Raw genomic sequence first — 23,431 nt, 5'->3', positions numbered from 1 at the left:
TGCCGAGCCTGTCTTCAAAGCCAGAGGTCGCAATCGTGCCTATCTATTGGAATGGCCAGGTTTTTCGGGCGGCGCTTCTGCTCGTTGCCGCGGGCGGCACGGCCGCCTGCCAGACTTCCGCGTCGAGCTTCAAGGGCGCGAATGTCTCGGACAAGACGCGCGCGCTGGAGAAGCAGTTGGAAGCCGAGGCGGTAGCCTTCGGCGCGGCCCAGAGCGCAACGAGCTTGGCCGCCTCCGCCGATCCCACGGGGCTCTCCAGCTTCGTCATGGCGCCGGTAGCGTTGGCCGGGCGCAATGCCATGGCCCGAAGCGCCAATGCGCGCATGGATGCCCAGCTGGCGCGCGACGAGCAGGAACTCTATCGCCGGTACGGCATGAAGCCGGATGGTACGCCGTCGGGAATAAAGCCCGCGGATGCCCGCTGACGGCCAGGGCGAAGTACTCCCATGTGTCGGGAACCGCTCATGAAGAAGCCCCGGATCGCGGGATCCGGGGCTTCTTCCTGTCTGCTCTGGACTCGTCCCGTTCAGCGGGGCGGCACTGTCTGCGGTTAGAGCTTCACGTCGAAGTTGATCTTGAACGCGTGCGCCTGGACGTCGCTGGCGATCTGGCCGGAATAGGACGCGCCGAGGGTGGCGCTCTCCGTCAGCGAGACGCCGAAGCCGGCCTCCACCGCCAGCGCATCCTTGGCGATCGGCACGCCGGCAATGTCGAACGAGGCGCCGGTGCCGAAGGCGAAGCTGGAGACAGGCGTCACGTCCTGATAGGCGTGCTGCCAGCCGAGCATGCCGTGCAGGGCGGTCTTGGTCTTGCCTAGATCGAACGTCGTCGAGGCACGGGCACCGAAGGTCGAGAAGGTGTTTTCCGTGGTCGAGTCGTCGGTTGAAAGCGCCGCGATCGTGCCGCCGGTCTCGGAGAAGCCGTCCGTGTCGAGATGGACATAAGCGAGGTTCACGAAGGGCTCGATCGCGCTCTTGCCCATGTCGAGGCGATAGGCGAGCTCGCCGAAGACCTGCGCCGTCGCGGCGTTGTAATCGGCGGAAAGCGATTCGCTGAACGCCGGGAAGGCGACGTTGCGGCGCGTGTCGATCTCGTGCCAGCCATACAGGGCGCCGGAGCGGAAGCCGAGCGCGCCCCACTGCGTACCGGCATAGACGCCGATGTCGTAATTGTCGCTCGAACCCGACGAGGCGCGATCGTCGACGTTATAGCTGGAATGGCTGTAGCCGCCCAGCATGCCGAGACGCCAGCCGCCGACCGGCGCATCGACACCCGCCACGAAGCCGGCCGAGTTACGGCCGAAATCGGCGGCGTCGCCGGAGCCCTTGGCATCGGCCGTCATGGCCAGCGCCTCGCCCCAGATCACGATGCCGTCCGTGTTGGCGGGGGCGGCATGCAGGCCGTTGGCGTCAAAGGTGGCGGTCATGGACGATGGCGTCGCGATCGCGTCGAAGGAGGAGCGGATACGGCGGTTCGCCGCGTCGCGGACATAGCGGCTGTCCTCGATCAGGCCACCCTTGATGTCGGCATGGATCTCGCCGGACAGCGTATTTCCATAGGGGCGAAGGTATTTGTAGAAGGCGACGCCTTCCTCGCCATTGCCGGGAAAGCTCTCCTCGCGGTCGAGGACGTTCAGCGACCAGCCGTCCTTCGTCCACTTGAAGGAGAGGCCTTCGATTTCCTGCTCGGCGCCGAGCTTCAGATTGCCGAGGATCTCGACCTCGCCGGTCTTGAGATTGGCGCGGCTCAGCGTTTTCTCGGCGTCGTCGCTCGAAAAATACATCCAGCCATTGAGGACCTTGCCGCCCTGCGCCTGATCGATCGTCTGCGACAGGGGGATGTATTCCTTGAAGCTGAAATCGGAAAGGTTGTAGACGGCGATCTGCGTGGCGTTGTCGTAGGCCATGCCATAGGCGACACCCGCCTTGGCGTCGACCGCGACCCAGCTGGCGACATCCACGGTGCCGTCCGGCGGATTGAGCGCATAGGCCTGGCCGGTATATTCCAGCGTCTTCGCATCATAGATGGCAAAGACCGGGTTGTTGTATTTGAGGTTGGTCACCGGATCCCGGTTGCTGGAATCGAGCGAGATGTAGAGCAGCCCGTTGGCGTAATCGATGTCGCCGATGTGGTTGAGGCCTGCATCCGAGAGCTCGGACGGGATCTTCAGCACGTTGGCGATCGCTTCCGGGTTGATCGAGACGGTGTTGAAGTTGCTGTCGGCGATCTCGAGCGAATGGGTGCCCGAGAAATACCAGTATGTTCCGTCCGAGGTAACGCCCTGGCCGCGCGCGGGGTCGGCGCCCAGGAAGAAGTTGCGCTCGACCATGATCCAGGGCTCGACCGCGAAAGCCGGCAGCGTCGTTGCGGCGAGGGCGGTGGACCAGAGCAGGGTGGTGGCCGCCGTATGCTTCAGGGCGGCAAAGCGGCGCGGATGCTGGGCCGGACGGCGGGTGGCTTCACCGGCGGTGTCGATCTTCATGGATGGCATTCCTGTTGGTGTATTGCGTCGATTTCTCAGCTCGCACGACATCGTTCCCCGACGGCGGCAACCCTCGACGGTGGCAAGTTTCAATTCGGGTGTGGCTTCCTTGCTGAAGGGATCCAGTCAGAAAGCTTTTAATGATGGATCGTCCGCATTCGCGGCAATCATGCATAAAGAATCCTTCGAGTCGGCTCGATTGGATTCTTTCTATTCATATTTGTACTTTGGTATGGAGTATTATTTATGTGTCTTTGTATCGAATACTCTGGATGCGTGGTCGACGGTGTGCTTAATAGGGGTGGGGCATGACAGTCTTGTGAATAGTGTGAATGATATGAAGAATGATGACGCTCTCTCGAGGGCCTCGCGGCTGCGCCCGCGCATCGAGGGCTCCTCTCGTTCCGGACTGCACGCGCGGCTGCTCAACGAGATCGGCCTCAGCATCGTCCGCGGCGAGCTGGTTCCCGGCGACCAGTTGCCCAATGGCGACGACTGGAGCGCCGCTTTCGGCGCCAGCCGCACCGGCCTGCGCGAGGTGGTCAAGGTGCTGGCGGGCAAGGGCATGGTCGAGATGCGGCCGCGCACCGGCACGCGGGTCCGCCCCCGCAAGGACTGGAACTTCCTCGATCCCGACGTGCTTCTCTGGCGCTTCAGCGCCCGGACCACCGCCGAAGAGGCGCGCTCGCTGTTCGAACTGCGCCGGGCGATCGAGCCGATGGCCGGCGCGCTGGCGGCCGAGCGCGCCTCCGCGGAGCAGATCGCGGAACTGCGCGCGCTGCTCGACGAGATGGAACAGGCCGGCAGCGACGGCGAGCGTTTCGCCGTGCCGGACCTCGCCTTCCATCAGGCGATCCTGCACATGTCGGGCAATGAGTTGATCGGCTCGCTCTCGGCGCTGATCGAAACCGCGCTGGTGATCAGCTTCCGCCTGACGGACGACAATCCGGCCGGGCAGGTCCATTCCCTCGGCCTGCACCGCCGCATCGTCGAGACCATCGAGCAGCGTGATCCGGCTGCGACGACGAAGGCGCTGATTGCGCTGCTGGATGGGGCGGAAGAGGACGTGCGCATCTCTCTGGAGGCCCGCCTCGGCCGGTTGAAGGAGCGCGCCACCCTTTCGCCACCCCACCTTGTATCCCCGGAGCCGGGTCGTCCATGAACAGCCTCGACATTGCCCGTCGCCACGCCTTTGCCCAGGAGATCGCACGCGATGCCGGCGCGATTGCGCGCCGCTACTTTCATTCCGGCGACGCGATGGGCGCCATGGAGAAGGGGGCACACGATCTCGTCACCCAGGCGGATCTCGACATCGATCGCTTCCTGATCGAGCGCCTGCGGCAGGAATTTCCGGAAGACGGCATTTTGACCGAGGAATCGGGCGGCGATGGCGCCTCGCGGCTCTGGGTGATCGATCCGATCGACGGCACGGCGAACTTCGCGCGCCGGATCCCCCATTTCGCCGTCTCGATTGCCTTTCACACGGAGGGACGCACGGAGAGCGGCGTCGTCTACAATCCCGTCCTGAACGAGATGTTCGTCGCCCGCCGTGGCTTCGGCGCCACCTGCAATGGGCAGCCGATCCGCGTGCGGCCCACGCGGGGCGTCACGGACGCCCTCGTCGACGCCGGTTATTCGTCCAAGCGCCCGCTGGCCGACTATGTGGCGCTGGTCGGCCGGCTGCTGGAGGACGGTTTCGCCTTTGTGCAGAATGGATCGGCGGCGATCGGCTTGGCGCACGTCGCCTGTGGCCGCATCGACGGCTATTGCGAACTGTTTCTGCACAGTTGGGACGTGCTCGCCGGCCTGCTTCTGGTCGAGGAGGCCGGTGGCTGGGTGAGCGACTTCACCGCCCGGGGCGGACTGTTGCAGGGCAATGCGGTTCTCGCCGGAACTCCGGCGATCCGGCAGCCATTGCGGCGGATTCTACCCATGGCCGGCGAGGGCTACCCGTAGCGGCAGCGCGCCTCGTTCGGAACCCGCCTCCCGACCTGTCACCCGCCAGCGGCGGATGGCGAGCGGCGGTGATGGCCATTATCCTGGCGTACAGGCGCCTTGCTCCGGGAGGCGGATTGTTGTCTGTCGGGGCCTCGGCAATCCGGAGTCCAAGGGAGAGTGGTTCGTGCTCAAGGTGATCGCGCAGGATTTCATCCGGCCGGAGGCGGTGGAGATCGTTCGGCCGCTCTATCGCGAACTGGTCGCGATGACGCGGCAGGAGCCGCTCTGCATCGCCTATGATCTCTTCATTGACCAGAAGGACCCGGGACATTTCATCTTCATCGAGATGTGGCCCGACCGCGCGGCCCTCGACATCCACTGCGCTTCCGAGCACTTCACCCGCCTCGTCCCATTGATCAATGCGCATCAGAGACAGGCGCCGACCTTCATCTTGATGGATTCGTTTTCGGGATGAGTGGTCCTGCCTCGAGATGCGCCCGGATCAAGGCCGCGACCTCGGCGGCGTGGGTGATGGCGAGGTCGTGATCGGCGTCGGCCAGGACATGCAGGCGCGCATCCGGCAGAAGGCCCAGCAGTCTCTCGCCGACCGCGACCGGGCTTATCGGGTCCGCATCGCCCCATAGCAGCAGGCAGGGAACTTTCACGCCGGGCAGGCTTGCGGACAGGTCTTGCGGCGGATCGGCAATCCATTCCGCCGCCTGCGGAAAGCTGGCGCGATAGCTTTCGCGCCAGTCTCTGGCGCCGAGTTCGCCCATCGGCACCCCGGCCGACGTCACGGCCAGGACGATCCGCCGGATGCGGTGCGCAGACGACGCCAGCGCGGCCCGCATTGCCACATAGCCGCCCATGGACTGCGCGACGAGGACCGAAGGTTCAGCGGTTGACTCCAGCGCCTCCAGCACCAGCCGGACCAGATCGTCGATCCCGCGCACCGATGGATCGGGTGGTTCATTGCCCAGGCCTGGCCAGGCGAAGAAGTGGCGCTGTTCATCGAGATCCAGCCGCTGCGAGACCGCGTCCCAGAAGGAGGCGCTGCCGCCGGCGCCCGGAAGGAAGAAAATCGTCATGCGGGGCCTTGTCGGTGCAGGGTTGAGTGGCAGGAGGCCCGGACGGCCGGGCGCGCCACCCGCTTTCTAGCAGGCTCTCGGCCGCGAAATCCACGAACGGCCCTGCGGCCTGCTTTCGGAAGCATCGTTTGCTCGGGAAAGGATCGCGGTGTTGACCCTCCTGCTGGATTGCCGGGGCGGCGATCCCGCCCAGTTTTCCGTCGGTTCGGCCCTCTCGGGGACGGACTGGCCCGATCGCGGTGTATAAAGCCGAATAAATACCGAATTGGGCTTCTCATTCCCGGTTCGACCCCCTATATCACCACTGCGCGACGACGAAAGACGAAGCGCGTGACGCGGGGTGGAGCAGCCCGGTAGCTCGTCAGGCTCATAACCTGAAGGTCATCAGTTCAAATCTGGTCCCCGCAACCAGCCTACGAAGAACCCGCCCTAACCGGCGGGTTCTTTCGTTTCGGGACCAGCTTGCTGAAGCTTGCGATGCGGCGAGGGGAAGCGTGGGCCGGTCAGCCGATGGCTGCAGCGTTTAAATCAGCGCCGTGAGTGGAACCAATGACCCGCTGAGCGGTTGTCTCCTCGTAATAACAAAACGAGGAATTCACGATGAGCAGCACGAGCGACAAGATCAAGGGCCTCGCCAACGAAGCAGCCGGCAACGTCAAGCAGGGTGTGGGCAAGATGACCGACAATGATCGCCTGCGCGCCGAAGGCAAGGCTCAGGAAATCAAGGGTGAAGCCCAGCAGGCTGTGGGCAAGGCCAAGGATGCCGTCAAGGACGTCGTCGACAAGGCCTGATCGCTGAGATCTATCATCGATGATATACATGGCCCTGGCCGGATGTTCCGGCCGGGGCCTTTTTTGCGTCGTGCGTCAGGCGACGTCGAACTTGACGCCTTGGGCGAGGGGCAGCGTCTTGCCGTAATTGATGGTGTTCGTGGCGCGTCGCATATAGGCCTTCCAGGCGTCGGAGCCGGATTCGCGACCGCCGCCCGTCTCCTTCTCGCCACCAAAGGCACCGCCGATCTCGGCGCCGGACGGGCCGATATTGACGTTGGCGATGCCGCAATCGGAGCCGCGCACCGACAGGAACGTCTCGGCCTCGCGCAGATCGTTGGTGAAGATCGACGAGGAGAGGCCCTGGGGCACGTCATTGTGCAGCGCCAGCGCCGCCTCGAAATCCGAATAGCGCATCACATAAAGGATCGGTGCGAAGGTCTCATGCGCGACCGGGCCGCTCTGCGCCGGCATTTCGACGATCGCCGGGCGCACATAGAAGGCATTGGCCGCCTTGTCCCCGTCCACCCGGTCGCCGCCGGTAACGCTGCCGCCGGCAGCCCGGGCGGCGTCCAGCGCCGCCTGCATGCCCTTGTAGGCGGCCGCGTCGATCAGCGGGCCGACCAGCGTGCCGGATTCGAGCGGGTTGCCGATCGTCACAGATCCATAGGCCTGCTTCAGCCGGGGCACGAAGCTGTCATAGATGCTGTCATGTACGAACAGGCGTCGCAGCGAGGTGCAGCGCTGTCCCGCCGTGCCCATGGCGGCGAAGGCGACGCCGCGCAGCGTCAGGTCGAGATCGGCCGAGGGGCAGATGATCGCGGCATTGTTGCCGCCCAGCTCCAGGATCGCGCGGGCGAAACGGCCGGCGAGGCGCGGGCCGACGATGCGGCCCATCGCGGTCGAGCCGGTGGCCGAGACCAACGGCACGCGCGGATGGTCGACGAGCACTTCGCCGATCTCGCGACCGCCGATCAGCAGGGCGGAGAGACCGTCCGGCGCACTGCCGCCCTCTTCAACGAAACGCTTGAGCGCGCGCTCGAACAGGGCCGAGGTCGCGAGCGCCGTCAGCGGGGTCTTTTCCGAAGGCTTCCAGACGACGCTGTTGCCGCAGACGAGCGCGAGCGCGGCGTTCCACGACCAGACCGCGACGGGGAAGTTGAAGGCCGAGATGATGCCGGTGACGCCGAGCGGATGCCAGCTCTCCATCATCCGGTGATCGCTGCGCTCGGTGGCGATGGTGAGGCCGTAGAGCTGGCGCGACAGGCCGACGGCGAAATCGCAGATGTCGATCATTTCCTGCACTTCACCGAGACCTTCGGAGACGATCTTGCCGGCCTCGATCGAGACGAGGCGGCCGAGCGCGGCCTTGTGCGCGCGCAGTTCCTCGCCGAGCAGGCGCACCAGCTCGCCGCGCTTCGGCGCCGGGACGCTGCGCCAGGCAAGGAAGGCAGTGTGCGCGGTGTCGATCGCCGCCCGGGCGCCGGCCGCGTCGATCTCGACCAGGCGCGCTAGCTCCTCGCCGGTGATCGGCGAATGGACGGCGAGCGTGCCGCCGGTTCGCGCGGCGGTGACCCCCATTCCGGAAAGCAGGGCCTCGACCTCGGTCGCGAGGGTGTTCTGGATGGCGATGGTCATGGTGTTTCCTCGAATTCCGTGGCTTCCGCGCGGATATCTAGAGCCGGGCATCGGCGAGATGGGCGATCTGCGCCCCCACTTCGTAATAGGCTTCCTTGAGGCGACGCAAGCGCGCCTCCTGTGGCGTCGTGACCGGCAGCGGCAGATCGGCCTCCGCGATCCTGCCGGCGATATGGTCGGCCAACACCCGGCCGAACACGGTTCCCGGCGCAATGCCGCGGCCATTATAGCCCGAGACGGCGATGACATTCTCGGCAAGCCTGTGGAAGCGCGGCAGGCTGTTGTCGGTCATGCCGATCTGCCCGTACCACTCGGCCTCGAAGCCGATATCACCGATCTGCGGATAGATCTTGGCGAGGGCCCGCTTGGCCCAGGCGCGGTGCACCGCAGCCCCGGTGCCGCGCAAGGCGCCGACGCTGCCGAACACCAGCCGGCCGGCGCGGTCGAAGCGGAAAGAGGTCAGGACCTCCTTCGTATCCCACGCGCCCTGGCGCTCGGGCAGGATGGATTGGCGCAGCTCCGCACGGAGCGGCACGGTGGCGAAGTTGAAATAGGGCAGGTGCACCTGCTCCGCCCGGATTTCGGGCCAGGGCATGTTGGTGTAGGCGTCGGTGGCAACGACGATCCACCGCGCTGTGACGCTGCCGCGATCGGTGGTGACGCGCCAGCCGGTCGGGATCCTCTCGGCCTGGCGGACCGGGCTTTGCGTCGCAAGACGCGCGCCGGCATCGATGGCGGCCTGGGCGAGCCCGCGTGCATAGGCGAGCGGCTGGACGGTTCCGGCGCGCAGGTCGAGCAGCGCGCCGGCATAGGCGCGGCTACCCAGCTTCGCCGCCGTTTCGTCGGCATCGAGCAGCCGCACCGCCGCGCCCCTGGCGCTCCATTGCGCCGCGCGCTGCCGGATTTCGGCGAGACCCTTGGCGCCGACCGCGCAGTGCAGCGTGCCGGCCGTCTCCAGTTCGCAGGCGATGGCGTGGCGGCGCACCAGTTCGAAGACGAGCTTCGGCGCGTTGCCGAGCAGGTCGAGAAGCCGGTCGCCATAGATGGGGCCAAGTGCGGCGGGCAGGTCATCCGGCATGACCCACATGCCGGCATTGACCAGGCCCACATTCCGTCCGGAGCCGCCGAAGCCGAATTCGACCCCTTCGAGCAGCACGACGTCGAGGCCGTCGCGCGCTGCGTGCAGTGCCGTCGAAAGACCGGTATAGCCGCCGCCGACCACCACGACGTCGGCCGTCAGGGCGCCGGCAAGCGCTGTCGTTGCGGGAGGCGGAGGGGCCGTCTGCTCCCAAAGGCCGTGCGATCGAGGGTCGTTCTGCATATGCCTGTCCGCCAACTGCCGGAGGTTCGCTGCGATCATGGCTGTGGCGCGGGCCGGCGACAACGGAAATCCCGTCGCGCCTCGCGACTGTCATCGTTCTGTCATGGCTGCCGTCGCAGTGATGCCAAGCGGCGCTCCGCCCCCGAACTTGAATAGCCCCACGACCCATGAGTCACCGAGAGAAACCATTGCCGGCTGACCGGATGGCGCGGCCCGTATCGGGCGTGATCTGGGCATATCGCTTCGATGGCAAAGGTCAAGCGACGCCGGTGGCGCTCGATGCCTGCATCCGGCCGCTCGCCCACGGCGAAGGCTTTCTCTGGGTTCACCTCGACTTTGTCGACAGGCTGGCGCGCGACTGGATCGCCGGCATCGACTGGCTGGGGCCACAGGCGCGACGGCTGCTCCTGAGCCCGGACGATTATCCAGCGCTCGAATATGACGCGTCCTCGGTGTGGGGCCGGTTCTCCGACACGCTGCAGGATCCGGACGAGGACAGCGATCGCACGGTGCCGATGCGCTTCGCCTTCGGTCCGGGCTATCTGGTCTCCGGCCGCCGCCATCCGGTTCGCGCGGCCGCGCTCACGCGGACGAAGATCGACAGCGGTCACCCCGTCGGCGGACCCGTTGCCTTGTTCGAGGTCATGATCGAGCAGGTGCTGCGCGCCATCGCCGAGACGTTGCGCGCCTCGCGGGCGGAGGCGGATTCGATCGAGGATCGGGTTCTGGACGAGCGGTTGCACGACGAATCGCGCCGCCTCGGCCCGCTGCGGCGCACGGCCGTGAAACTGCATCGCCAGCTCTCGGGCCTGCGCAGCATCCTGCGCGAATTCGCCGAGGATGAGCATGTCGACGGTAGCCATGTTGCTTCGCGCGCGGCAGCGGAACGGCTCTTGCGCCGGATCGAGACGCTCGACCAGGAGGTGCAGGAGGTGCAGGACCGCGCGCGCTTCCTGCAGGACGAGATCGCGGCGAAGCTTGCCACGATCAGCAACCGCCATCTCTACCTGCTGTCGGTGATGACGGCGCTTCTGATGCCGCCGACGCTGGTCACCGGATTTTTCGGCATGAATACCGGCGGGCTGCCCTTTCTCGAGGGCGTGCATGGCTGGATCGGCGCGTCGCTGATCGGCGGCCTCGCCTCCGGCTGTACCTTGCTGCTGCTCAGGCGCTTGGGCTTCTTCGAGTAGCTGTCGCCGTCTCCAAAACGCAAACGACCGCCAGACGGGATCCGAAGATCGCGCAAGGCGGTCGCTTGTGTCGGGGCCGGCGCGGGTCGCGCCGGTTCAGCCGGCTAGTCTTCGGCCGGCGTGATCGCCACGCGGCCCTTCAGCCGATCGTCGCGCAACTCGTACCACATGGCGTTCAGGATGCCGAAGGCACAGGCCAGGCTGAGGCCGAGGATCCAGGAGAAATACCACATTGCTTTGTCCTCCACTCAGTAGGCGTTGGGGTTCTTGGCCATGCTGTCTCCTGTCACCTTGCCGCGCATGACCCTGTAGATGAAGGCCGTGTAGAGCAGGACGATCGGCAGGAAGAAGCAGGTCGAGAGCAGCATGATCCAGAGCGTCAGGTGCGAGGACGAGGCGTCCCAGATCGTCAGGCCGGCATTGGGGTTGATCGAGGACGGCAGCAGGAACGGGAAGAGCGAGACGCCTGCCGTCGCGATGATACCGAAGATGCCCAGCCCCGAGGTGATGAAGGTCATGGCCGGCTTGCGGATGGTGAAGCCGATGAGGGCCAGCACCAGGCCTACAAAGCCCGCGATCGGCGCGATCATCATCCAGGGATAGGTCTTGTAGTTGGCCAGCCAGGCGCCGGTTTCGACCATCGCCGTCTTGCCGAGCGGGTTGGACGGGCCGTTGGGGTCGATGGCGCTGGTCAGGACATGACCGCCGATACCATAGGCAACCCAGACGCCGGCCAGGGCGAACAATACGATCGCGGCGAGAGCGGCCCAGCGGCCATAGGTCCGCGCCCGGTCGGCGATCGGGCCCGACGTCTTCCAGGTCAGCAGCGCCGCGCCATGCATGATCAGCATGGAGAGGCTGACGAGGCCGGCCACAAGCGCGAACGGCGTCAGCAGCTGGAAGAAGTTGCCGCGGTAGAAGGTCCGCAGCGTGCCGTCGAGCTCGAAGGGCAGGCCGAGCAGCACGTTGCCGACGGCAACGCCGAGGATCAGGGCCGGGACGGTGCCGCAGAAGCACAGCACCATGTCCCACTTCGAGCGCCAGCCGGTATCGCCGATCTTGCTGCGATACTTGAAGCCGACCGGCCGCAGGATGAGGGCGATCAGGATCACCATCATCGCCAGATAGAGGCCGGAGAACGACACGGCATAGAGCAGGGGGAAGGCGGCGAAGATCGCGCCGCCGCCCAGGATCAGCCAGACCTGGTTGCCTTCCCAGACCGGGCCGACCACGTTGATCACGATACGCCGTTCCTCGTCCGTCTTGGCGACGAAGGGCAGGAGGGCGCCGATGCCGAGATCGAAGCCGTCCATGATTGCGAAGCCGATCAGCAGGATGCCGAGCAGTAGCCACCAGATGAGGCGGAGCGTCTCATAGTCGACAGGCACAATGTTACTCATCGCATACCTCGCGGATCAGAGCTTCGGAGCGGCGGCTGCCGTCACCGGCAGGACACCGGCACCAGCAGGAGCGGACTCGAAGGGGTTGTGGTCCAGCGGTCCCTTCTTGATGGTCTTGACCATCAGCACGACCTCGATGATCGCCAGCACGGTGTAGATCGCCAGGAACAGGGCGAGGCTGATGGCGAGGTCCCAGAGCGTGAGCCCGGATGCCGCGTAGAAGGTCGGCAACACGCCTTCGATCGCCCAGGGCTGACGGCCATATTCAGCCAGCAGCCAGCCGGATTCGATCGCGAGCCAGGGCAGCGGCAGGCTGAAGAGCGCCAGCCACAGGGTCCAGCGCTTCTCGCCGAGCTTGTGACGCGATGCAATCCAGAACGCGGCGCCGAAGAAGGCGATGAAATAGAAGCCGAGACCCACCATCACGCGGAAGCTCCAGAACAGCACCGGCACGTTCGGGATCGTCGAATTCGCCGCCTTGGTGATGTCTTCCGGCGTGGCGTTCTCGATGTCAGTGCGGAACTGCTTGACCAGCAGGCCATAGCCGAGGTTCGGCCACTTGGCGTCGAATACGGCGCGCGCTTCGGCATCGGCCGGATTGGCGCGAACCTTCTGCAGGGCGACATAGGCCTCGATGCCGTCGCGGATCTTGTCATGCGCGGTATCGACCAGGTTCACGATGCCCGGAAGCTCCTTCGTCAGCGAGCGCGTGCCGATGATGCCGAGCAGATAGGGGACGCTGATGGCGAAGCTGTTTTCCTGCTTCTCCATGTTGGGGAAGGCAATGACGTTGATCGCGGCGGGAGCCGGCTCGGTGTGCCACATGGCTTCCATGCCGGCGATCTTCATCTTCTGGTTCTCGGTCGTCACGTAGCCGCTCTCGTCACCGAGCACGACGACGGACAGGGCTGCTGCCAAGCCGAAGCTGGCGGCAACGGCCATCGAGCGCTTGGCGAATTCCTGGTGGCGTCCGCGCAGCAGATACCAGGCGCTGACGGCCATCACGAACATGGCGCCGGTGACATAACCCGCGCTGACCGTGTGGACGAACTTGGCCTGGGCAACCGGATTGAATATCACGGCCATGAAGTCGGTGACTTCCATGCGCATGGTGTCGGGATTGAAGACCGCGCCGACCGGATGCTGCATCCAGCCATTGGCGACCAGAATCCACAGCGCCGAGAAATTGGCGCCAAAGGCGACCAGCCAGGTGACGACCAGGTGGCCGACCTTGGACATGCGGTCCCAGCCAAAGAAGAACAGGCCGATGAACGACGCCTCGAGGAAGAAGGCCATCAGTCCTTCGAGCGCCAGCGGCGCGCCGAAGATGTCGCCGACATAGTGACTGTAGTACGACCAGTTCATGCCGAACTGGAATTCCATCACGACGCCGGTCGCAACGCCCATGGCGAAGTTGATGCCGAAACAGGTACCCCAGAATAGGGTCATGCGCCGCCAGATTTCGCGGCCCGTCATAACATAGACGCTCTCCATGATCGCCATCAGGAAAGAGAGCCCGAGCGTCAAGGGAACGAAAAGAAAGTGATACATCGCCGTGGCCGCGAACTGCAGCCTCGACAGGGTTACAATATCGATATCAATCATGGCCTATACCTTTTGAGTCGCCAGGATTTAAAACTACGCAGCCATAAGGCCTCCGACATTGAGCGAAATCAATGCAGCGTGCTGTCACGTGCGGTCGATTGGCACAGGCTGGGCCAATTAGACCATCAATCCTGTAAGAATGGATGCATGAACACCGTCGAATCTGCCGCGAACGCTGCGGGGCCCGTGCGTCCGCCCGTCAATGAAACCAAGTGGCTGCGGGCGCGCGGACGCGTCGGCCGTCGCGCCACGGGAATCGCGATCATCGTGCCGCTCGTCGGCGCCTGCCTGACGGTGGCGCAGGCCTATCTCCTGGCGACGATCCTGCATCGCGCCATCGTCGACCAACTGGCGAGCGCCTCCCAGGCGGCCGCCATTCTTGGACTGGTCGGACTCGTGGTCGCGCGCGCCGCGCTGGCATGGGTCGGCGAGGCGGCCGGAATTCGGGCCGCCGAGGATATCAAGCAGGCGATCCGCCGCGACCTGTTCGCGACGCTGATGCGGCGCGGGCCGGACTGGATGCGCCAGCGTTCTTCCGGCGAACTGGCAAGCCAGATCCTCGACCAGGTCGAGGCGCTCGACGGCTATTTTTCCCGCTTCGTGCCGGCGATGATCGCCGCCGCCGTGGTGCCCATCGCCTTCGCGGTCGGCCTGATGCCGGTCGATCTCGTCGTCGGTCTCGTTCTGCTCGTCACCGCGCCGCTCATTCCGCTGTTCATGGCGCTGGCCGGCTGGGGCGCGGAAGCGGCGAGCCGTCAGCACCTGACCGCTCTGTCGCGCCTGTCCGGCATGTTTGCCGACCGGCTGCGCGGCCTGCTGGTGCTGAAGCTGTTCGGACGGGCCGAGGACGAGATCGTCCGGGTCCGCAGCGCCAGCGACGAGTTTGCGTCGCGCACCCTGGCCGTGCTGCGGATCGCCTTCCTGTCCTCCGCGGTGCTTGAGTTTTTCGCCGCCCTCGGGGTTGCCGGCGTCGCGCTCTATGTCGGCCTGACCTATATCGGCCTGCTCGATTTGCGCGGGGCGGAACTCGGCCTGCAGGCGGGACTGTTCTGCCTGCTGATGGCGCCGGAGGTCTATTTGCCGCTGCGCACGCTGGCGGCCAATTATCACGACCGTGCCTCCGCCAAGGCAGCGGTGACGAGCCTCGCGGCGACCTTCGAGAACCTGCCTGCCGTAGACGAGTCGATCGCGACGCCGGGCATCGCCTGGGCGCCGGACAGCGCGATCGGCGTCACGGCCCGCCACCTGACCGTGGAGACGCAGGATCGCGGCGCCATCCTGGCCGATGCGACGCTCGACATCGCGCCCGGCGAAACCGTCGCGCTGCTCGGCCCGAGCGGCATCGGCAAGTCGACGCTGATCGAGGTGCTGGCCCGGCTCCGCGGTCACCAGGGCCTCGTCGAACTCGGCGGTGTTCCGCTCGAGGATATCGGCGAAGCGGCGCTTCGCCGGCATGTGGCAGCGCTTGGCCAGCGGCCGCGCCTGTTCCACGGCACGATCGCCAGCAACATCCGGCTCGGCCGCGCCGATGCGACCGACGCCGATGTGCGCGCGGCGGCAGAGCAAGCCTGCGTGCTGGACTTCGCCGCTCGCCTGCCCGAAGGCCTGGAGACGCCGGTCGGGGAGCGGGGCAGGGGGCTGTCGGGCGGCGAGGCGCAGCGTGTGGCGCTCGCCCGCATCTTCCTGCGCGATCCCGCGCTGGTGCTGCTCGATGAACCCACCGCCCATCTCGATGTCGAGACGGAGGCCCGAATCCTGCGTGCCGTGCTCGAATTCGCCGCCGGCCGCACCCTGCTGATCGCGACCCACTCGATGGCGGTGGCGGAGCGGATGGACCGTATCTGCGAAATCGACGATCGCCGGCGCATTGTCGCAAGGAACGCCCGGCCGGCTGCCTCCATCCTGCAGGGAGTGGCCTGATGCGGCTTCTTTTCAGCCTCTACGCCACCCGGGCCGGCGGTCTGCTGCTGGCGCTGTTGCTCTCCTGCATGACGCTGGCGGCCGGCGTCGCCCTTTTCGGCGTCTCCGGCTGGTTCCTGACCGGCGCGGCGCTGGCGACCTCGGCCATGACCTTCAACCTGTTCGGGCCCTCGGCGATGGTTCGGGGCTTCTCGTTCCTGCGCATCGTCTCGCGCTATGGGGAACGCCTCGCCGGGCATGCCACCACCTTCAAGATCCTGTCGGATATCCGGGTGCGGGTTTTCTCCAGGCTGATCCCGCTGGTGCCGCTGAAGGCGGCGGCGCACCGGACGGGCGATTTCGTCGCGCGGCTCACCGCCGACGTCGAGACGCTCGACATGATGTTCCTGCAAGTGGTCGCCCCGGTGGCCACCGCCATCCTCGGCGCGCTCGGCCTTGGCCTGTTCCTGTGGCTGGTGCTGCCGGAGGCGCTGCCCGTCGCCCTGGTCGGTTTCGGACTGACGACGCTGTTCGTTCCCCTGATGATCGGGCTCGCGGGTCGCCACACCGGAGCCGCGACGGTGCGCACGGCGGCGGATCTGCGCGTCGCCGTGCTGGATGGCATCGACGGCCACGCCGATCTCGTGACACTTGGCGCCGTCGACGGCGCCCGTCGCACGGTCGACGACGCGGCGGCCGCCTTGCGCAGGACGCGGCTTCGTCAGTCCTGGCGGATCGCCTTCGGCCCGGCCTTCGTCGTTCTCGGCACCGGCGTGACCGCGATCGCCACCCTCTTCGTCGGCCTGCCGGTTCTCGAACAGGGCCGCGTCACCGGCCCGGTGCTCGTCGGCGCGCTGCTCGCCGTGATGGCCGTGTTCGAGGTCGCCGGGCCGATCCTGCGCGGGGCAGGGCGACTGGGAGCCGCGAGCGCGGCCGCGGGCCGCGTGCAGTCGCTGGTCGACATGCAGCCGGGCATCGTCGATCCCGCAAATCCGGTCGCCATCCCCCCGACCGGCGATATCACGTTCGAGAAGGTCGGCTTCACCTATGGCCGCGACCAGTCGATCCTGGCCGGCCTCAATCTGACCCTCCATCCCGGCGAGCGCATTGCCATCCTCGGCGAAAGCGGCTCCGGCAAGTCGACCTTGCTCGGCCTGCTGCTGCGGCTGATGGACGTTGATTCCGGCCGCATCCAGATCGGAGGCATCGATATCCGCCGGCTCGCCCAGACTGATCTGCATGGCCATGTCGCGCTTCTGTCGCAGGACGCGCCGGTCTTCATCGGCACGATCCGGGACAATCTGAGGATTGCCGATCCAGCCGCCGATGACGCGATGCTCCACATCGTCCTTGAAAAGGCGCGGCTCGATGACTTCGTCCGCGCCCTTCCGCAAGGGCTCGATACCTGGCTCGGCGAATCCGGCGAGACGCTGTCGGCCGGGCAGGCGCGCCGTCTCTGCCTGGCCCGTACCTTGCTGTCACCGGCTCCCGTGCTGCTTCTCGATGAGCCCACGGCCGGGCTCGACCGGCCGACCGAGGCGGAGTTCCTGGCGGATCTTCTGGCCGTTACCACGGGACGCACGCTGATCCTCGCGACCCACGCTGCGATCCCCCCCGGCGCGGTGGATCGGATCTATCGACTGGAGGGCGGCGTGCTGACGCCGGTGGGATGAGCGAAGGACGGTGCCCAGAAGGCCCGATCGCTACCGCCGGTGCGAGGCGATGATGCCGGCGGCCAGTGCGGCGAGGGTGCTGGTCGGCTTGCCGCCTTCGGCATTCTGCCAGGCGACGCGCGATCCCTCGATCAGCAGGAATAACTGGTCCGCCAGCAGTTCGGGCTCGGCCAACCCTGAGGCGCGGCAGATGCGGATCAGATTGTCCCGGTGCTGGCGTGTATGCGCCTCCAGCACCTGACGGCCGGGATGAGCCGGATCGGTGATCTGGATCGCGGCGCTGGCCAGCGCGCAGCCGCTCTCATTGCCGTGCTCGGCGTGATTGGCGATGCGCTGCAGCCAGGCGTCGATTTGCGCCAGCGGCTCGCCCGGATGCTCGTTTTCGATCTCGCACCAGATGGCAGAGCCCTCTGCCGCCAGTCCGCGCAGATATTCGGCGACCAGCAGGTCCTTCGATTCGAAATGCCGATAGAGCGTCATCTTATTGGTGCCGGCTGCCTCGGCGACCGCCTCCACGCCAACGCCATGCACCCCGTGGCGCGCGAACAGCTGGCGCGCGGCGATCAGGATACGCTCGCGCGGCGGCAGCGCCCGTACGGCGGGGCTGCTGTGAACAGACTGTTCAGCGATCTTCACTTCCATCTCGTTGACTCGATGTTACCTAGGAGTAACATTTAATAATGTTACTCTACGGTATCGACGCAGTTCCCCCCGGATTTGGGCCGGTTTCCGTAACATAGTGAAGGGAAGACCGATGACCAACATCCTTTTCGTTACCTCGAGCCCCCGTGGCGGCGCTTCGCATTCCAGCAAGGTCGCCGAGCGCGTTCTCGCCGATCTGGTCGCGCATAACCCGAGCGCCACGGTTGTTCGCCGCGACCTCGCCGCCGATCCGCTGCCGCATGTCGACGAGGCCTATCTCGGCGCACTGTTCACGCCCGCCGAGGCCCGCACGGAAACCCAGGCGGCGGCCGTCGCCCTCTCCGACACGCTGATCGACGAACTCTTCGCCGCGGACATCATCGTGATCGCCTCGGCGATGATCAATTTCACCATCACCTCGACGCTGAAGACCTGGCTCGACTATATCGCGCGTGCCGGCCGGACCTTCGCCTATGTCGACAACGCACCGGTTGGCCTCGTCACCGGCAAGCGCGTCGTGCTGGTCGAGTCGAAGGGCGGCATCTATTCGGAAGGTCCGATGAAGCCGGCCGATTTCCAGTTGCCCTATCTGCGCTTCATCCTGGCCTTCGTCGGCCTCAAGGATGTTGAGGAGATCACGGTCGAGGGCGTGGCCTTCGGCGCGGAGCAGGCTGCCAGCGCGGTCGCCGCCGCCGAGATCAAGGCTTCGGAAACGGCGCGCGCCATCGCCGCCTGAGGCCGTTATCGGGCCTCGAAGTGAAACGGCCGGATCTTGCGATCCGGCCGTTTGCGTTACGGGGTGTTGGTCTTGATCTCGATCTGCAGGAGATCGGGGAGCTTTTGCGGTGCGCTGTCCGCCGTTTCGATCAGCGTCATCACCGGCACCGGCGTCGTCGGCTCGGCGGTGATGGTCATCGTGCCTGGCGCCTTGATGAAAGCCTGCAGCGCCGGCGCCAGCTTGGCCTGGAAGCCAGGGTTCTTCAGCACCATCAGGAACAGCGGCAACGCGCCGGCGATCTGTTGGCGGAACTTGTCCGGATCGACATTCATCTTCTTCGCCTGCATGCCGACGGCGCGCTCGACGATCGACTTGTCCTCGATCGACAGCTTGCCACGCGTGAACAGCAGGGAAGCCATGGCTCCCTCCAGCGTCTTCGGATTCTCGATCGCCTGGCGCGTCAGCCCGGTCAGCGTGGCGTCGACGTTCATCGTCGCCAGGTCCTGGATGGCGAGCTTGAAGCCGTCGAGGATGACGCTCTCATCCGCTTCGCGCCAGGAGAGGCGGAAGCCGTAATCGGCAACCAGCCGGTCATAGCCGAGGCCCTTGATCATCTCGCGGGCGCGGCGGTCGTCGATCTGCGACAGGTCGAGATCGAGCCCGCGGACGTCGCTGGTGATGCTGGTCGGCACCGGGCCGATATAGGCGCCGAGATCGATGCGCGCGCGGTCGAGCGCGCCGAGCTTCTTGCCGCCCTGCGTGACGTCGACGCCCACGGCTTCGGCGAATCCCATGGTCGGCATCACTGGCGTGGGGTCGAATTCGCCGCCGCCCAGGCTGGTGAAGATCGACGAGACCAGCAGATCGGGCGGCGGGAACTTGAAGCCCCCGACCGCGAGCCGCTCGGCGCCAAGCGAACCCTTGTCCTGGATGGCGACATCCAGATCGCGCACGCCGATTTCGCCGATGCCGTCGCTCGAGAAATCATTGATGTGGAAATCGCCGAGATGGAAGCGCTCGACCTCGGGCGCGGTCACATCCAGATCGGTGAAGCGCACCGTGCCGACGCCGGCGAAGCTGAACAGCCCGGCGAGATGCTCGCGGACCATCTGCGCCAGTTCTTCTTCCGGCCGGTCGGCGGTCGCCAGCATGGTGTCCAGGAAGCTGGTGAAGCTCTTCGGGGGCTGGCGGAGGCGAAGATTCTCCATCTCGAACGAGCCCATGCGGATCGACGCGCCGGGCATCTCGATCGAGAAGTTGCGATAGATTTCGAGGCCGAGCGCGGTGCGCCACTTGCCGTCGCCGACACCGCCGACATAGCGCTCGGGATCGAACACGGCCGAGATCGCGTCGAGGTCGTATTTGCGCGCTTCGATCTTGTCGATCGTGAATTTCAGCAGGCCGTCGGGCGAAGGCATTTCCTGCGAGACGGGGCCGATCGTCACCTGGTCGATGACGCCGTTCGCCATCCCCTTCAGCTCGTAGGAGCCGAAGCTGGCGGCGGACGTCTGGCCCTCGCTGGTCTCGGTCGCCTCGATTCGGCCGACACGCACGCTGTCGACGGAAGCCTTGGCAATGATGCCCCAGCCCTTGGCGAGCGAGGTAAAGATGCGGTTCTGGTCGAAGACGTAATTGACGAAGCTCGGGACCGCGAGATTGTCGACGCGGATGTCGGTGAGCTTCGAGCTGCCGAGGTCGCCCACCACCAGCTTGCCGCTGTCGGCGGTGATCTCGCTCGCCTTGAAGCCGCCATCGGCAGTCTCGGCGTAATTGGTGATGGCGATGTTGCCGAAGCTGATTTCCAGCTTGGTCGCCAGCGTCTCGCTGCGGATGGTCAGGTTGCGCAGCGTCGCGGTGCGCTGGCCCTCGTCATAGGAAAGCTCGGAAAAGCCGGCGACCCAGTTTGGCGAGGCGTCGAGCGTCGAGATCCAGTGGCGGATCGCCGTCTCGATCGGCTCCTCGGCAAGCGCCGGCAACGAGGCCGTCATGGCCACGGCGCTGACACCGGCGGCGAGAAGACGGACACGTAGCGACGAACGGCTCATAGGGTGCTCCATTGGCATCGGGTCGATCCGGCTCGGCGAGTGATCGACCATTAAAGTCTGTTTTCCCGATCCGGGACAAGAAAAACCGGGCGGTTTGCGCCGCCCGGGATCCATTTGGCGCGCCGGGGCGCGCAGCTTTCGCAGGCGCTTACTGGTTGGCCTGGATGTCGACGGCCAGAACGTCCGGCAGCGTCTGCGGCGCGGTCGAAGCGGCGCCGAAGATCTGCATGATCGGAACCGGATTGCCAGGCTCGGCGGTGATGGTCAGCGACTGCGGGTCCTTGAGGAAGGCGGTCGCCGCCATGGCGATGCGATCCTGGAATCCCTGGTTGCCAACGACCGAAAGCAGCAGCGGCAGCGCGCCGCTGATCTGGTCGACGAACTGCTCCGGGGTAGCGCCCATCTGCTTCGCCTGCATCGCGATCACGCGGCCGACAATGCCGGCATTGTCGAAGCGGATCTTGGCGTTGTCGACGGTGGCGGTGGCGGCGAGTTCCGAGAGCTTGTCCGGATCCTGCAGCTTGTCGCGCGGCAGGCCGCCGAACGTGCCGGTGATCACCAGCTTGCCGACATCCCTGCCGTCGAGGCTGATGGAGCGGAAGGTAAAGCTCTGCTTGGAATTGTCATAGGCGCCGTCGATGCCGACGTCGAAGTTGAGCTTGTCGTAGCCCAGCTGTTCGACCCAATCCTTGGTCTGCTCGTCCGACTTCAGGACTTCGCCGGGAATGGTGACACCGCTGACGCGGAGCTGGCCGTCATTCGGCGCGCCCTCGATCACGTCGCCGAGCGAGACGTTGATACCATCGACGGTGATCGGCGCGGGGGTCTCGGTGGAAACGACGCTGATGGTCGATACTTCCATGTTCGAGAACGGCGTGATCTTGGCCTTCGAGTTGATCTCGGTCGGCGCGGGAACGATGGCGTCCTTGAACAGGCCCTTGTCCCAGCTGATGGTCGTCTGCTCGTCGACGATCTTGCCGGCGTCGAACGAGATGCTGGCTGCCGTGAAGCCGCCGCTGGTGCGCTCGATCGGGCTTTCGATGACAATGGCCGGAATGGTCACGTCGCCGCCCTGCTTGGCGGTCATCTTCACATTGCTGAGGGTGACGTTGTCGCCATCGGCCTTGGCCGAATCGAACGTGACCTTGGCCTCGCCGCGGGCCTGGGCGGCGGCGACGAAGGCGTCTGCGATCTTCTGGGCGTCGGGTGCTGCGAAGGCCGCCGTCGACAGCATCAGCGCGGATGCGAGCGTAAGGCCGCGCACCGCGAAGCCGGAAACTGTCAGGTTCATTATGTCCTCCAAGGAACGAATCGAGAGGGCTCGGCGACAGGCCGAAGCAAGGTCCGACGGGCATTCTGGCCGCACTTCATGGCGAGAGCAAGAACGGCGGCCCAGCGTGTGATGAACGTCACCCGTGTCGAAACGGGGGATTGCACCCGCCCGAATCCGCTGAACGCTTTCCGGCATCCCGGTGCCGCCCGGTTGGCCGCAGCAACCGCCACCCGGAGCGCCATCGGAACCCCCCGCGCTGTCAGCCGCGGCTGCGCGAGCAAGCATTGATGTCAGAGGTGCCGCCCGGGCCGCAGGCATTGACCGGCTCCATGGCCTTGAGGGCCGGGGAGTTCGGATCGGTCGTGCAGCCCTGAAGGCAGGCACTTCCCGAAAGGACAGCGAAAGCCAGGAGGAGAGAGCGCATGAGCTTGCTTCACCTGTGCGGTTCGAGCGGCAACGTTGAGCCTCGTTGCCGCTTCAACGGTGATGGGGCTCCGGCGATCCTCTTCTCCATATAGGCGGGCAGACCGTCGCGACCAGCCTGTGGGCAAAGCCCAAGCCATATCCGCAGTCCGTGGCCGGCGACCCCAGGTCGAGCCAGGCAGGCGGGGTATCCGACTGCCTGGCAGAAGGGACCGATCAGCGGCGGTTGCTTGAGCAGTCGTTCTCGTTGCTGGATCCGCCGGGACCGCAGGCATTGACCGGGTCGTCCATCGCCTTGATGGCGGGGGCGTTGGGATTGCTGGTGCAACCCGACAGGCTGGCCAGGCCGGCGCTGATGGCAAGAACGGCAAGCAGGGTGCGCATGGGAACTCATCCTCTGGTTGGCCCTTCGCTTCGATGCGCCGGGCTATCCGGCGGCACAGCGTCTTTCTCATGGGCAACCGGAGGTTCGCGCAACGTAATCTCGCGCGCAAGCGGCATCCTCACATGACGATCAGGCCGATGCCCTTCAACAATTCCGTCGCCTGCGCCTTGGAGATGACTGCTTTGCGGAAAAGGCCGGCATCGGCCAGCGAGATGGCGCCGAGATCGCAGCCGCGCAGGTCCGCGCCCTCGAATTTCGCGGCCCTGAGGCTGGCTGAGCGCAGCGACGAATCGAGAAAAACGGCATCGCGGAAATCGGCGCCGGCGAGATCGGCATCGGCGAAGTCGACGCCGTCGATCCGCTCCTTGCGAAGAGAGAGGTTGCGCAGCATCGCGCCGTTCAGGCGGGTGCGGCGGAAGGCGATGCCGATCGCTGCCGCGCCCTGGAAGTCGCCGCCTGTCAGCTTGCAATCCTCGAAGCGAGCATTGGTCAATCGCGCGCGGACGAATTCGGCGTTGCTCATATTGCAGTTGCCGAAGTGCGTGTCCGCGAGCTCGGCGCCGGAAAGAACCGCCTTCAGCGCGCGCACCTCGTTCCACCGCGATCCGGTCGCCTCGACGCCGCGAAGATCGCTGCCCGAGACATCGCAGCGCTCGAAGCTCGCCTCGGCGAGTTGGAGGCCCTTCATGTCGCAATCGATGAACTGGCAATCGGCGAAGCGGGCCCTGGCAAAGTCGGTCTCGCCATCGAACAGGGTCGTCAGCCGAATCTTCTCGGCTACGAGGTTTTCGACGATGCGGGTCGGGGCGGGAGCGGGCGGTCGGGTCATGAATCAGCCTTGGATGCTTTTCCGGCACCGTAACCCCAAGCCCATGCCGCGCCCAATACCCACCGGTCCCGCCCGTCGTCCCGATGCCAGGCGGTCGGACGGGCCCCCAAG

General features: G+C 65.8%; 21 protein-coding genes and 1 tRNA gene. 10 read left to right on the top strand and 12 right to left on the bottom strand.

Features of this window, described 5'->3' with window-relative positions; translation table 11 throughout:
- Window positions 1-35 precede the first annotated feature (35 nt).
- The gene (locus tag OSH10_RS12430) at window positions 36-425 is read left to right on the top strand and encodes a hypothetical protein (protein WP_266332085.1); all 390 of its coding nucleotides are present in this window, start codon (window positions 36-38) and stop codon (window positions 423-425) included.
- Between the two features lie 125 nt (window positions 426-550).
- Here OSH10_RS12430 and OSH10_RS12425 read toward each other — a convergent pair whose 3' ends face one another.
- Complete coding sequence (locus tag OSH10_RS12425) at window positions 551-2,482, bottom strand: autotransporter outer membrane beta-barrel domain-containing protein (RefSeq protein WP_266332084.1); 1,932 nt, start codon at window positions 2,480-2,482, stop codon at window positions 551-553.
- Between OSH10_RS12425 and OSH10_RS12420 the strand changes: the two genes are divergently transcribed.
- From OSH10_RS12420 to OSH10_RS12410, 3 genes are all read left to right on the top strand, one after another.
- Window positions 2,469-3,644, top strand: coding sequence for a FadR/GntR family transcriptional regulator (locus OSH10_RS12420; RefSeq protein ID WP_266332083.1), 1,176 nt, complete (start codon window positions 2,469-2,471; stop codon window positions 3,642-3,644). The two genes, OSH10_RS12425 and OSH10_RS12420, sit on opposite strands and share 14 nt — an antisense overlap.
- Window positions 3,641-4,438: an inositol monophosphatase family protein gene (locus OSH10_RS12415; protein WP_266332081.1), complete on the top strand. Its 798-nt coding sequence runs from the start codon at window positions 3,641-3,643 to the stop codon at window positions 4,436-4,438. Before OSH10_RS12420 ends, OSH10_RS12415 begins: the two co-directional genes overlap by 4 nt.
- A 166-nt stretch (window positions 4,439-4,604) precedes the next feature.
- Window positions 4,605-4,895, top strand: coding sequence for a putative quinol monooxygenase (locus OSH10_RS12410; protein WP_266332080.1), 291 nt, complete (start codon window positions 4,605-4,607; stop codon window positions 4,893-4,895).
- On the opposite strand, the gene OSH10_RS12405 is transcribed toward OSH10_RS12410, so the two are convergent.
- Window positions 4,867-5,508, bottom strand: a complete 642-nt coding sequence (locus tag OSH10_RS12405; protein ID WP_266332079.1) for an alpha/beta fold hydrolase — start codon at window positions 5,506-5,508, stop codon at window positions 4,867-4,869. The two genes, OSH10_RS12410 and OSH10_RS12405, sit on opposite strands and share 29 nt — an antisense overlap.
- Before the next feature lie 334 nt (window positions 5,509-5,842).
- On the opposite strand from OSH10_RS12405, the gene OSH10_RS12400 reads away from it, so the two are divergent.
- Window positions 5,843-5,919: transfer RNA gene (locus tag OSH10_RS12400), tRNA-Met, on the top strand.
- Window positions 5,920-6,108: 189 nt separating this feature from the next.
- Window positions 6,109-6,300 carry a CsbD family protein gene (locus OSH10_RS12395; protein ID WP_266332078.1) on the top strand — a complete coding sequence of 64 codons (192 nt, stop codon included), beginning with the start codon at window positions 6,109-6,111 and terminating at the stop codon, window positions 6,298-6,300.
- A 75-nt stretch (window positions 6,301-6,375) separates the two neighbouring features.
- Here the strand turns inward: OSH10_RS12395 and amaB are convergent, their stop codons facing one another.
- On the bottom strand, window positions 6,376-7,917 hold the full coding sequence (gene amaB, locus OSH10_RS12390) for an L-piperidine-6-carboxylate dehydrogenase (RefSeq protein WP_266332077.1): 1,542 nt from the start codon (window positions 7,915-7,917) through the stop codon (window positions 6,376-6,378).
- Between the two features lie 37 nt (window positions 7,918-7,954).
- Window positions 7,955-9,238: an NAD(P)/FAD-dependent oxidoreductase gene (locus OSH10_RS12385; protein WP_266332075.1), complete on the bottom strand. Its 1,284-nt coding sequence runs from the start codon at window positions 9,236-9,238 to the stop codon at window positions 7,955-7,957.
- Window positions 9,239-9,426: 188 nt separating this feature from the next.
- Here OSH10_RS12385 and OSH10_RS12380 point away from each other — a divergent pair, with 188 nt between their 5' ends.
- Complete coding sequence (locus tag OSH10_RS12380; RefSeq protein WP_266332074.1) at window positions 9,427-10,428, top strand: CorA family divalent cation transporter; 1,002 nt, start codon at window positions 9,427-9,429, stop codon at window positions 10,426-10,428.
- A gap of 104 nt (window positions 10,429-10,532) precedes the next feature.
- Here the strand turns inward: OSH10_RS12380 and cydX are convergent, their stop codons facing one another.
- The 3 genes from cydX to OSH10_RS12365 are packed head-to-tail and all read right to left on the bottom strand — an operon-like array spanning window position 10,533 to window position 13,433.
- Window positions 10,533-10,661 carry a cytochrome bd-I oxidase subunit CydX gene (cydX, locus tag OSH10_RS12375; protein WP_266332073.1) on the bottom strand — a complete coding sequence of 43 codons (129 nt, stop codon included), beginning with the start codon at window positions 10,659-10,661 and terminating at the stop codon, window positions 10,533-10,535.
- 15 nt (window positions 10,662-10,676) lie between these two features.
- On the bottom strand, window positions 10,677-11,828 hold the full coding sequence (cydB, locus tag OSH10_RS12370; RefSeq protein WP_266332072.1) for a cytochrome d ubiquinol oxidase subunit II: 1,152 nt from the start codon (window positions 11,826-11,828) through the stop codon (window positions 10,677-10,679).
- Window positions 11,829-11,843: 15 nt separating this feature from the next.
- Window positions 11,844-13,433, bottom strand: coding sequence for a cytochrome ubiquinol oxidase subunit I (locus OSH10_RS12365; protein ID WP_266332071.1), 1,590 nt, complete (start codon window positions 13,431-13,433; stop codon window positions 11,844-11,846).
- A gap of 147 nt (window positions 13,434-13,580) precedes the next feature.
- Between OSH10_RS12365 and cydD the strand changes: the two genes are divergently transcribed.
- On the top strand, window positions 13,581-15,353 hold the full coding sequence (gene cydD / locus OSH10_RS12360; RefSeq protein ID WP_266332070.1) for a thiol reductant ABC exporter subunit CydD: 1,773 nt from the start codon (window positions 13,581-13,583) through the stop codon (window positions 15,351-15,353).
- Window positions 15,353-17,005, top strand: a complete 1,653-nt coding sequence (gene cydC / locus OSH10_RS12355) for a thiol reductant ABC exporter subunit CydC (protein WP_266332069.1) — start codon at window positions 15,353-15,355, stop codon at window positions 17,003-17,005. The genes cydD and cydC overlap by 1 nt, the downstream gene beginning before the upstream one ends.
- A gap of 30 nt (window positions 17,006-17,035) precedes the next feature.
- Here the strand turns inward: cydC and OSH10_RS12350 are convergent, their stop codons facing one another.
- Window positions 17,036-17,647 (bottom strand): TetR/AcrR family transcriptional regulator, encoded by a 612-nt coding sequence (locus OSH10_RS12350; RefSeq protein WP_266332067.1) that lies wholly within the window; start codon window positions 17,645-17,647, stop codon window positions 17,036-17,038.
- A 112-nt stretch (window positions 17,648-17,759) separates the two neighbouring features.
- On the opposite strand from OSH10_RS12350, the gene OSH10_RS12345 reads away from it, so the two are divergent.
- Window positions 17,760-18,383 carry an FMN-dependent NADH-azoreductase gene (locus OSH10_RS12345; RefSeq protein ID WP_266332066.1) on the top strand — a complete coding sequence of 208 codons (624 nt, stop codon included), beginning with the start codon at window positions 17,760-17,762 and terminating at the stop codon, window positions 18,381-18,383.
- A gap of 56 nt (window positions 18,384-18,439) precedes the next feature.
- On the opposite strand, the gene OSH10_RS12340 is transcribed toward OSH10_RS12345, so the two are convergent.
- From OSH10_RS12340 to OSH10_RS12325, 4 genes are all read right to left on the bottom strand, one after another.
- Window positions 18,440-20,410: a hypothetical protein gene (locus OSH10_RS12340; protein WP_266332065.1), complete on the bottom strand. Its 1,971-nt coding sequence runs from the start codon at window positions 20,408-20,410 to the stop codon at window positions 18,440-18,442.
- Between the two features lie 148 nt (window positions 20,411-20,558).
- Window positions 20,559-21,701 (bottom strand): hypothetical protein, encoded by a 1,143-nt coding sequence (locus OSH10_RS12335; protein WP_266332064.1) that lies wholly within the window; start codon window positions 21,699-21,701, stop codon window positions 20,559-20,561.
- Between the two features lie 621 nt (window positions 21,702-22,322).
- Window positions 22,323-22,490: a hypothetical protein gene (locus tag OSH10_RS12330; RefSeq protein WP_266332063.1), complete on the bottom strand. Its 168-nt coding sequence runs from the start codon at window positions 22,488-22,490 to the stop codon at window positions 22,323-22,325.
- A gap of 119 nt (window positions 22,491-22,609) precedes the next feature.
- Window positions 22,610-23,320, bottom strand: coding sequence for a pentapeptide repeat-containing protein (locus OSH10_RS12325; protein WP_266332062.1), 711 nt, complete (start codon window positions 23,318-23,320; stop codon window positions 22,610-22,612).
- Between the last annotated feature and the right edge of the window lie 111 nt (window positions 23,321-23,431).

The sequence above is a fragment of the Kaistia defluvii genome, assembly GCF_026343955.1.
GTDB lineage: Bacteria > Pseudomonadota > Alphaproteobacteria > Rhizobiales > Kaistiaceae > Kaistia > Kaistia defluvii.
Note: the sequence above shows the minus strand (reverse complement) of the source record. Positions and strands in the feature narration are given on the sequence as shown.

What these genes read in the sequence shown, in the direction of transcription:
- OSH10_RS12425 (WP_266332084.1), bottom strand. Translation starts at nt 2,482, where the DNA reads ATGAAGATCGACACCGCCGGTGAAGCCACCCGCCGTCCGGCCCAGCAT.
- OSH10_RS12415 (WP_266332081.1), top strand. Translation starts at nt 3,641, where the DNA reads ATGAACAGCCTCGACATTGCCCGTCGCCACGCCTTTGCCCAGGAGATC.
- OSH10_RS12405 (WP_266332079.1), bottom strand. Translation starts at nt 5,508, where the DNA reads ATGACGATTTTCTTCCTTCCGGGCGCCGGCGGCAGCGCCTCCTTCTGG.
- OSH10_RS12395 (WP_266332078.1), top strand. Translation starts at nt 6,109, where the DNA reads ATGAGCAGCACGAGCGACAAGATCAAGGGCCTCGCCAACGAAGCAGCC.
- amaB (WP_266332077.1), bottom strand. Translation starts at nt 7,917, where the DNA reads ATGACCATCGCCATCCAGAACACCCTCGCGACCGAGGTCGAGGCCCTG.
- OSH10_RS12385 (WP_266332075.1), bottom strand. Translation starts at nt 9,238, where the DNA reads ATGCAGAACGACCCTCGATCGCACGGCCTTTGGGAGCAGACGGCCCCT.
- cydX (WP_266332073.1), bottom strand. Translation starts at nt 10,661, where the DNA reads ATGTGGTATTTCTCCTGGATCCTCGGCCTCAGCCTGGCCTGTGCCTTC.
- cydB (WP_266332072.1), bottom strand. Translation starts at nt 11,828, where the DNA reads ATGAGTAACATTGTGCCTGTCGACTATGAGACGCTCCGCCTCATCTGG.
- OSH10_RS12365 (WP_266332071.1), bottom strand. Translation starts at nt 13,433, where the DNA reads ATGATTGATATCGATATTGTAACCCTGTCGAGGCTGCAGTTCGCGGCC.
- cydD (WP_266332070.1), top strand. Translation starts at nt 13,581, where the DNA reads ATGAACACCGTCGAATCTGCCGCGAACGCTGCGGGGCCCGTGCGTCCG.
- cydC (WP_266332069.1), top strand. Translation starts at nt 15,353, where the DNA reads ATGCGGCTTCTTTTCAGCCTCTACGCCACCCGGGCCGGCGGTCTGCTG.
- OSH10_RS12350 (WP_266332067.1), bottom strand. Translation starts at nt 17,647, where the DNA reads ATGGAAGTGAAGATCGCTGAACAGTCTGTTCACAGCAGCCCCGCCGTA.
- OSH10_RS12345 (WP_266332066.1), top strand. Translation starts at nt 17,760, where the DNA reads ATGACCAACATCCTTTTCGTTACCTCGAGCCCCCGTGGCGGCGCTTCG.
- OSH10_RS12340 (WP_266332065.1), bottom strand. Translation starts at nt 20,410, where the DNA reads ATGAGCCGTTCGTCGCTACGTGTCCGTCTTCTCGCCGCCGGTGTCAGC.
- OSH10_RS12335 (WP_266332064.1), bottom strand. Translation starts at nt 21,701, where the DNA reads ATGAACCTGACAGTTTCCGGCTTCGCGGTGCGCGGCCTTACGCTCGCA.
- OSH10_RS12330 (WP_266332063.1), bottom strand. Translation starts at nt 22,490, where the DNA reads ATGCGCACCCTGCTTGCCGTTCTTGCCATCAGCGCCGGCCTGGCCAGC.
- OSH10_RS12325 (WP_266332062.1), bottom strand. Translation starts at nt 23,320, where the DNA reads ATGACCCGACCGCCCGCTCCCGCCCCGACCCGCATCGTCGAAAACCTC.